The following is an 8,326-nucleotide window of genomic DNA, read 5'->3' on the forward strand; positions in this document are numbered from 1 at the left end:
ATAAATAGGCTCTTGAATCGTTTTCAAGAGCCTATTTTAATCAGCTAGTGTTTAAACTATTTCTCTACCTTGTACAGTCCTACAATCAAAGCTAGCGGGCCAAGTAGCAAAAACCACATTGCTATTGATAGTCCAAATATTTCAGCAATAAATCCTAAAGCAAGAGGAATAAAACACTGTATTAATGATAACAAACTACCAAAAGCCATCACAGTACCACTTTGACCCAGCATATTTTGATAAAGTTGTGCTTTTAGAATTGCATACCAACCAGCATTAAAAATACCTAATAACCCAAGTATAACTAACTTAATTGCAACACTTGGAATTAGTAAAAACATTGGAAATAATATTAATACAACTAAGGCACTAACTTTTAAGTAAGCTAGCCCAGAAAATCTTTTTAACAGTAAAATCAGAAAAAAATCTCCTGGCAACCCTATTAATGTCCAAACCAACACGGCAAAAGCAGCCTTTTCTGTTGTTGTTTTTGCAACATCAACAAAATAAAGTGCTAAAAATCCATGTAAAATATCTAACATAAAATCAGAAAAAAATAATAAAACTATCCAGCGCAAAACTTTAGGTTCTTTAGCTGAACTAATCGCCCGACTTATGCCTAGCTTAAAACTTATCCAAATATTTTCAGATTTTTCTGTTTCTGTGGTTGGAAAGTTAAATCGCCAAGCTACAATAGTTAAAAGTACGCTGATTGATGTCATAGCAACAAACAACCAACGCCAATTTATTAATGTAGTTGTGGTAGCAACTAAAAGTGTACCTGAAACAATTCCCAAAGAGCCAGCAAACGCCCATTTAGACATATTTTGCTCTACTTTATCAGGCTCAAGATCCATAAGTGTAGCTTGTGACAAACTAACAAAAGCACCTGAACTTGGAGCAATTAATATAAAAGCTAGTAGCAACAACAAAAAATTATTAGCTAAGGCAATAGCTAGTAAAGATAAAGTAAAGCCTATAGCACCAGCTAAAACTAAGGTTCGTCGGTTCCAACTATCAGCCAATATTCCTATGATTGGCTCAAGAAAACTTGCTGTTAAATTAGGTATGCTAAGTAATATTCCTATTTGCACATAGGAAAGATTTAGCTCACTACGCACCAAAGGCCAAACAGCTTCACGAGTGCCAAAGACTAATTCATCCAAAAAATTCAATTGATAAAAGGGTAAAGATAAAAGCCGTTAAAAGCTTTGTAGAGTAATTAAGAAAAGTTGTATTTTTTTCCATAAAGATTCCTTTTTGATAAAAATTTTCTTTTGAGCGGCAAAATTAAAGAAAATTTTTAAAAAGGAATCTGTGAACGTGCCAAAGCAAACCAATATCGGCACAATAACAGGTGGGTAGTTGTTGATAATCAGTTTAATAGTTACCAGGGAGGATATCGCATTAATTAGCTCCTAAATTTTTTCAGTCAATGCAGTTAATTTAATGCAAAGTAGCTTTTTTCCAAAACAAATTTTTCTAGTAAAAACCTATTTTGTATTAGTTCTAGCCAGTGTGTATTAAAACCATACATTTAATTAATAGTTTATATTAGAAAAATTTTATTGTTACCTGTAAATATTTGTAAAATCAATACTTATATTTATAGCTTTTTCTGGCACAGTTTTTGTTAAATAGATGATATATAAATAATAATTATTGAAGGAGATTAATATTATGACTAGCAATAGAATTATTAATAACGATATTGAACAAATGACAGAACAGGTAAACATTAAAGATATTGTGCGAAATGGTATTAATGCCGAAGTAAGTCGTAATGCTAGTTACTTAAAAGCGAGCGATATTATAGAAGTACAAAATCTAGCAGATAAATTAAAAGATAAAGCTATTAAAGAAATTACTGAAAGTGAATCAAAAATTATTTGGTTTAAAACTTTATCGCGTATCTCACAAGTTGTAGATTATATCTTCTATATTTTTTATGGAATTATTGGTTTAGAGATAATGTTAGAGCTATTTGGAGCAAGAGACGCTAATAAATTTAAGCAGTTTTTAGATACTATTTCTGCTCCTTTAGTAGCTCCTTTTAATGGACTTATGCCAAATATTTCTCTTGGTGTATTTCAATTAATGCTTTCATATATTGTAGCAATAATTGTTTATTGGCTGTTTCATTTAGCAATCAAAGGTCTTTTTAAGCTAATGCTTCATAAAAAAGCTGTTGTCTAAATAAATACTAACTGCTAAGCTAAAAAGTAGAACCAATGATTAATTTTTGGTTCTACTTTTTTAATTATTTATCAAATTGTTTTATGAATTTTCTTTAATTAAATCTGCGGCTTTTTCTGCAATCATAATGATTGGGGCGTTGGTATTACCTGCAACAATTTCTGGCATAATTGAGCCATCTATTACCCGCAAATTTTCTAATCCATATACTTTTAAGCTTGAATCTACTACAGCCATTTCATCTTTTCCCATCTTACAAGTACCTACTGGATGATATAAAGTTTCTACGGTGTTAAGAATAAATTCAGCAATATCTTTATCACTGCTAAATTTGGAGCCATAAAAATCGCCTTTATAATTTTCAAATGCTTTTGTTGCGGCAATTTCTTGAGCTAGTTTTACTCCATAAACCAAAGTCTCTAGGTCTTCTTTTTCTGTTAAATAATTTGGCTCTATTATTGGTGCTTGATAAGGATCTACAGGATTAAGTTTTATATAACCTACACTCTTTGGTTTAAGTAGTGTTGGCCCGATTGTAAAACCATGTCCTTTAGGGGCTGTAAAACCATGATTAATATAATAAAGTGGAGCGAAATGATATTGTAGGTTTGGCGAAGTTAATTTTGAATCTGTTTTAATAAATCCTCCTGCTTCTCCAACATTTGAGGTTAATGGCCCTTGGCCTGCTTGAATAAATTTTCCTACATTTTCTTCTGTTTCTGCTTCTGCTAATGATATTGGCTCAACACAAGAATAACTAACGGCCATAAATAAATGATCTTGTAGATTTTTTCCTACACCTGGCAAATCAACTACTACATCTATATTTAAGTTTTTTAACTCATCTGCTGCACCAATTCCCGATAACATAAGCAGTTGAGGAGAATTTATTGCACCTCCAGATAAAATTACTTCCCTATCTGCCTGAATGGTTTCTTCTTTGCCGTTTTCAATAAAACTAACGGCTGTCACTCTTTTGTTTGATATGAGTAATTTCTTGACTGTTGCACCTGTTTTTACAGTTAAATTAGCCCTAGAAAGTATTGGATGTAAAAAGGCTACTGCCGCGCTACAACGTTTTCCATCCTTTTGAGTAACTTGGTAAAGTCCAAATCCTTCTTGATGTTCTGCATTAAAATCAGTATTTTGAGGGAAATTTAGTTCATTTGTTGCTTTTACAAATATTTCTGATAATGGATTAGCACAACGCAGATCAGCAATATTTAATGGCCCACCTACGCCATGAAAAGCTGACTCTCCACGTTCCTGATGTTCGCTTTTTCTAAAATATGGTAATAGTTTTTCATATGACCAGCCATCATTTCCTAAGTTTTGCCAGTTGTTATAATCTTCTTTATTACCACGAATATAAATCATTGCATTAAGAGAACTTGACCCACCTAAAACTTTTCCTCTAGGCCAATATAGTTTTCTATTATTAAGTTGTGATTGCGACTGTGTGTAATAGGCCCAATCAGAGTTACTTAAAAATAACTTTGAAAATGCTAGTGGAATATGGATTTCCATTTGTTCATCTGCTTTGCCTGCTTCTAGGAGCAAAACTTTTACATTTGGATCTTCTGTTAACCTATTGGCTAAAACACATCCGGCTGAACCTGCACCTACAATAATGTAATCAAAACTAGTTTCTTTTTTCACAGTTTACCCCTTTAGTTAAATCTAAGTTTTAATAAATTTATTTATCACAATTAAAAGAATCCCGAATTTCTTGCATTTGCTTCCAAATAGCTTCATTTCTTGGTTTTGGAGAAACGCTAAAAAAACTCACTGTTCGTTTAGCAGTTTCACAATTAAAAATTGTTATTTCCATATTTAATGTTAATAAGTTTTTACTTGCAAAAGCATCATAAGTGTCAACAACTGCTTGATAATTCTTAGTTTTATATGGAAGCTTTGTTTTATTTTCCACTAGTGTTACTTTAGCTTTTACCTTAGAAAGATCATAGTCTTGTCCCTTTGACTTACCAACCGCAGAAGTTAAGCCTTGGAAATAGTTAACTAAATCTTTCTCTAATTGTTGTGGTGTTATATTTTGCTCTTTTATCCACCAAAAAAATGTATAAGTAAAATAACTCTCTGATTTAGGGTCAAACATCCCTGGAGCAAATCGCAATTCTTCAAATCCTTCATAATTTATTTTAGGAGCAAAGCCTAGAGGAAAATCTATTCTTTCACTTTTCCAATCTTTAGGAGCCACAAATCTAAATTCTTCTTGTTGCCCATAAACTTCAGAAACTATTATTGTTATCAACAATAACCAAAATAAACATTTTTTTATCATAACTAATTTTCCTTAATTACTATATTAATTCTTTGGTTTTATATATTTTGTTTCAACTTATTATGTTAGCTCTCCAATACATATAAATCCCAATTAAACCATAAGCAAATGATATTTGCCTACTTTATGGTGCTGTTAAAATATTTACATTGGTTGTTAGAAGCTTTTGATAATGTAAGTTTTAGAAGAATATAAAAGAACTGGCCTAAAACAATTTAACTACTATAATTAGCTTTATTCAATCAGCTTTATCTATGGAAGGGTTGCCTATAATTATGAAAAAACTTTTAATCATTGCTCTGCTTTTCTGCTCTATCTTTTGCCCTTTTAGCTCTATCAGTAACACTTTTACAATGGCAGCTTCTTTGCAAGAACAAAAAGAAGAGCTAGATTTAGAAGTAAACTCTATTAAACTTGGTAGTAGTATTAATCAAGTTTATAAAAAGCTTGGAAAACCTATAAAAGTAACAACTAAGGAAAATAAGGAAGTTGGCTGTGCTTCGCCTTCTATAGAAAAGCACTTTAAATATAAAGGCTTAATTGTCGTTTTATTTAAGGAATTTGAAGAACAGGAGTTTTACGTTATTTCAATTGAAGTAACATCTGCAAAATGGAAGATATCTCGCGGAGTTAAACTTGGAATGGATCTTAATGCTATAAAAGAACGACTTGCAACGCCTTTTAATAACGAGTCTGACGAAAATGGAGAGCATCAACTTGGCTATGTTAACAATGATGATGCTACTTATACTAATTTCTATTTTAAAGAAAATAAACTTGTTAGAGTTTATTGCGCAGCATTGCGTTGCTAATTAACATCTGTTTAAAATAGCCAGCTAGAAAAAATTTTGTGATAATGGAGCAAAACTAATGTTATGGAAATCATAGATATCTCAGCCATTCGTTTAATTATTCTCTTTAATGATCTCAATACAAAATTAGCCAAAAGACCAATTAGAAATAGGCTTACCCAAGAAAACCCACTTAATAAAATCCGTTTGTGAAGGAACACCGCCTATAGAGCGAAGATATTTCATAATCTGTCCACGATGATAAGTAGAATGGGTTGTAATTTGTATAAAAGTTTCTCTAAGAGAAGGTAGATTAAGGATTTCATCTACAGTAGGAACATTGATCAACCTCTCAAGATCTGATTCTTGAACACTTGCCAGATATTTTATAACGTCTTTATGATAAGTCTCTCCCCATTGTTTGAGAGCAAGCAGGTCAAAGCTTGCTCCAGCATTAGGATCAACAGCCTTTTCTTGCCAAATTAGCAACCAAGCATGTTGACAAAGATGAATATGATGTATTTGCTCAAATATTGTTCTATCTTCCATTGCTGTTGGAGTTTTTAGTACAGATTCCCACATAAGAGCATCTGCCCAACTCATATGCTTAAATAAGTCATAAATTAGATTTATCATATTTCCTTTATATCTCTTACTTATAGTTTACTTTCCAATTGCTGATATAAAACTGCAAGTTACTATTTAAATAAGTTTTGTTATTATCGCAACCGGCTAGTTTCAACTTTTACTATTGTATTAAAATTCATCCCAATTATGAAAGTAATGGAAAACCCTCTAACACTTACTCAATGGTTGCGGATGCAATTCCCGGATAGCTCCCATAATGACATAAAACAATTGTTGCGTTTGGGCCAGATAAGTGTTAACGGCAAAACTACAAGCAATGGAGGATTAATATTACAAGCTAATGATCGTGTAGAGCGGCACAAACAAGGTAACTTATCAGCCCAACCTTCTGTTTCTCCTTTGCCTATTATTTATATTGATGAAGCTATGGTTGTAATTGATAAACCAACAAAATTGCTTACTATTGCTACAGAAAACGAGCGTGAACAAACTGCATACCGATTGCTTGGCAATATGCTTGAGCAACAGACCAAACAAAAGTCTATTTTTATTGTTCATCGTCTGGATCGTGAAACTTCCTACTGGTCTTTGCCCGTAATTTAGCTGCCAAAGAGAAACTTCAAGAGCAGTTCCAAAACCGTAGTGCAGTACGACGTTATATTGCAATTATTGAAGGAAAACCACGCCTTGAGAGTGACACACTTAAGCATTTTCTAGCAGAAAATAGCCAACATAAAGTCTATGTTGCTCAACGTCCTGGTGAACGTAAGGAAGCAATTCTTCATTACATAACGCGCCGTCGCTTAGGACGCTACACAGAATTAGAGATTACACTTGAGACGGGAAGGCATGGTCAGATACGCACCCAACTTGCGGCTATTGGTCATCCGATTATAGGTGATTTAGCAGCAGGCAGCCAGCATAACCCAATAAACCGACTAGCACTACATGCCCATTATCTTGCTATTCATCATCCAATAACAGCGGAGTTACAAGAGTTTCATAGCTCATTACCATCAATTTTTCAACGTCTTAAATAGTTTATTTATAGAATAAAGCTTAATAAAAAGGCACTAAGTATCTTGCAAATTCAAAAACTTTTTTCTAAAAATCCGCGTTTCCAGCCAAAACTTCTAGGTATTGATGATGCTCCTTTTCCTAAAAATCATTTTGGGGCTGTTAAGGTGCTTGGCACAGTTTTTAGAGGTGGCGACTTTTTAGAAGGGCTTATTTCTACTTATATTGATAAAGATGGTTTTGATGCTACAGAAAAGCTTATTTCTATGATTTGCCAGTCAAAATTTTATCCTCAACTTCATTGTATTTTGCTTAATGGGATTACTTTTGGTGGCTTTAATTTGGTTGATATTGAAGTTCTTTACCAAGAAACTAATTTACCAGTTATTGCCGTTATGAGAAAGCAGCCAGACTTTCTTGCTATTGAAAAAGCTCTTACTAATCTTGAAAACAGCCAACAAAGATTAAAATTAATAGAAAAGCTGGTCAAGTTCATCAAGTTGGTCATCTTTTTTGTCAATTCAAAGGTCTATCTTTTGAAGAAACAACTATAATCTTAAAACTTTCTTCTACTCATAGCCATTTACCCGAACCTCTAAGAGTTGCTCATATAATTGGGGCTGGTTTTATACTTGGTCAAAGTGGCAATAGAGCTTAGTAAATATCAAATTTCTCTACAAAAACATTAAATTTTGAAAAATTATTTGATTATTTTATGTATTGTTTTATCTCTTCAGTTACTAGAAAAAAAGCCGCAAAGCTCCTTTAATCCCACATTTTTGATATTTATTATAGGCTTGGGCTGCTTTTAATCTAAGTGTTTCTAAAGCTTCATCATTTAACCAACTATTTATTGCTGCTTCTAAAACATAAGCTTCTGGTGCCATAAAATTAGTTGTCCAGAGTATTGGATTTGCGCCTGATGTTAGTATAGCGTTTTGAAAATAATTCTTACTTGCACAAGCTAAAATAACTATATCTCTTTTATTTTGGCTTACTTGTTTTGGATATTCTTTTATTTGGAAATCCATTAATCCATTGTGTCCAATATAAGCAATTAAATTTGCTTGACCTCCAATATTTAACTGTATTTTCTTATCTTTATCAAATATCTCTAGTGTATCTTTGCTTCTACCTGAAGCAAATTCTAATAAATTAACTGTACATTTTTCTATCTCTTTACCTCTATACGCATCTGCTACTAAATATGTATTGCTATTTATATTCTTAAAAACAACTCTTTCAAGAATTATTCCTGCTTTAGGATCTTTTATTGATGCTATTAACTGCCATTGCTTAGATTTAGAAAAATAATTTTTTATTCCATAAGCCGCACCCCAATATAAATTATTTAATAGATCATCGCCATTGCCTATTTTAGCTGGAACAGGAACTATTCTTTGATATTGGTTATCACATAATGCCACTAAAA

10 protein-coding genes are annotated in these 8,326 nt (G+C 32.4%); 5 read left to right on the forward strand and 5 right to left on the reverse strand.

Annotated elements, in window-relative coordinates:
• Positions 1-56: 56 nt before the first annotated feature.
• Entirely contained in the window at positions 57-1,121 is a 1,065-nt protein-coding gene (locus IPK14_17035; protein ID MBK7995020.1) for an MFS transporter, read from the reverse strand.
• A 559-nt stretch (positions 1,122-1,680) separates the two neighbouring features.
• Here IPK14_17035 and IPK14_17040 point away from each other — a divergent pair.
• Positions 1,681-2,196 (forward strand): YggT family protein, encoded by a 516-nt coding sequence (locus tag IPK14_17040; GenBank protein MBK7995021.1) that lies wholly within the window; start codon positions 1,681-1,683, stop codon positions 2,194-2,196.
• 81 nt (positions 2,197-2,277) lie between these two features.
• On the opposite strand, the gene IPK14_17045 is transcribed toward IPK14_17040, so the two are convergent.
• On the reverse strand, positions 2,278-3,855 hold the full coding sequence (locus IPK14_17045) for a choline dehydrogenase (protein ID MBK7995022.1): 1,578 nt from the start codon (positions 3,853-3,855) through the stop codon (positions 2,278-2,280).
• Positions 3,856-3,892: 37 nt separating this feature from the next.
• Entirely contained in the window at positions 3,893-4,498 is a 606-nt protein-coding gene (locus IPK14_17050; GenBank protein MBK7995023.1) for a hypothetical protein, read from the reverse strand.
• A gap of 275 nt (positions 4,499-4,773) precedes the next feature.
• Between IPK14_17050 and IPK14_17055 the strand changes: the two genes are divergently transcribed.
• A complete protein-coding gene (locus IPK14_17055) occupies positions 4,774-5,310 on the forward strand; it encodes a hypothetical protein (GenBank protein ID MBK7995024.1) in 537 nt (178 codons plus the stop codon).
• Positions 5,311-5,436: 126 nt separating this feature from the next.
• Here IPK14_17055 and IPK14_17060 read toward each other — a convergent pair whose 3' ends face one another.
• A complete protein-coding gene (locus IPK14_17060) occupies positions 5,437-5,925 on the reverse strand; it encodes a DinB family protein (GenBank protein ID MBK7995025.1) in 489 nt (162 codons plus the stop codon).
• Between the two features lie 147 nt (positions 5,926-6,072).
• Between IPK14_17060 and IPK14_17065 the strand changes: the two genes are divergently transcribed.
• The 3 genes from IPK14_17065 to IPK14_17075 are packed head-to-tail and all read left to right on the forward strand — an operon-like array spanning position 6,073 to position 7,448.
• Positions 6,073-6,480, forward strand: a complete 408-nt coding sequence (locus IPK14_17065; GenBank protein MBK7995026.1) for a hypothetical protein — start codon at positions 6,073-6,075, stop codon at positions 6,478-6,480.
• Positions 6,459-6,917 carry an RNA pseudouridine synthase gene (locus tag IPK14_17070; protein MBK7995027.1) on the forward strand — a complete coding sequence of 153 codons (459 nt, stop codon included), beginning with the start codon at positions 6,459-6,461 and terminating at the stop codon, positions 6,915-6,917. The genes IPK14_17065 and IPK14_17070 overlap by 22 nt, the downstream gene beginning before the upstream one ends.
• A gap of 42 nt (positions 6,918-6,959) precedes the next feature.
• Positions 6,960-7,448, forward strand: coding sequence for a DUF99 family protein (locus IPK14_17075; protein ID MBK7995028.1), 489 nt, complete (start codon positions 6,960-6,962; stop codon positions 7,446-7,448).
• Between the two features lie 186 nt (positions 7,449-7,634).
• On the opposite strand, the gene IPK14_17080 is transcribed toward IPK14_17075, so the two are convergent.
• The coding region (locus IPK14_17080; GenBank protein MBK7995029.1) for a hypothetical protein at positions 7,635-8,326 on the reverse strand (692 nt) is incomplete at its 5' end.

It is taken from the genome of Blastocatellia bacterium (assembly GCA_016713405.1).
In the GTDB taxonomy this organism is placed as follows: domain Bacteria; phylum Acidobacteriota; class Blastocatellia; order Chloracidobacteriales; family JADJPF01; genus JADJPF01.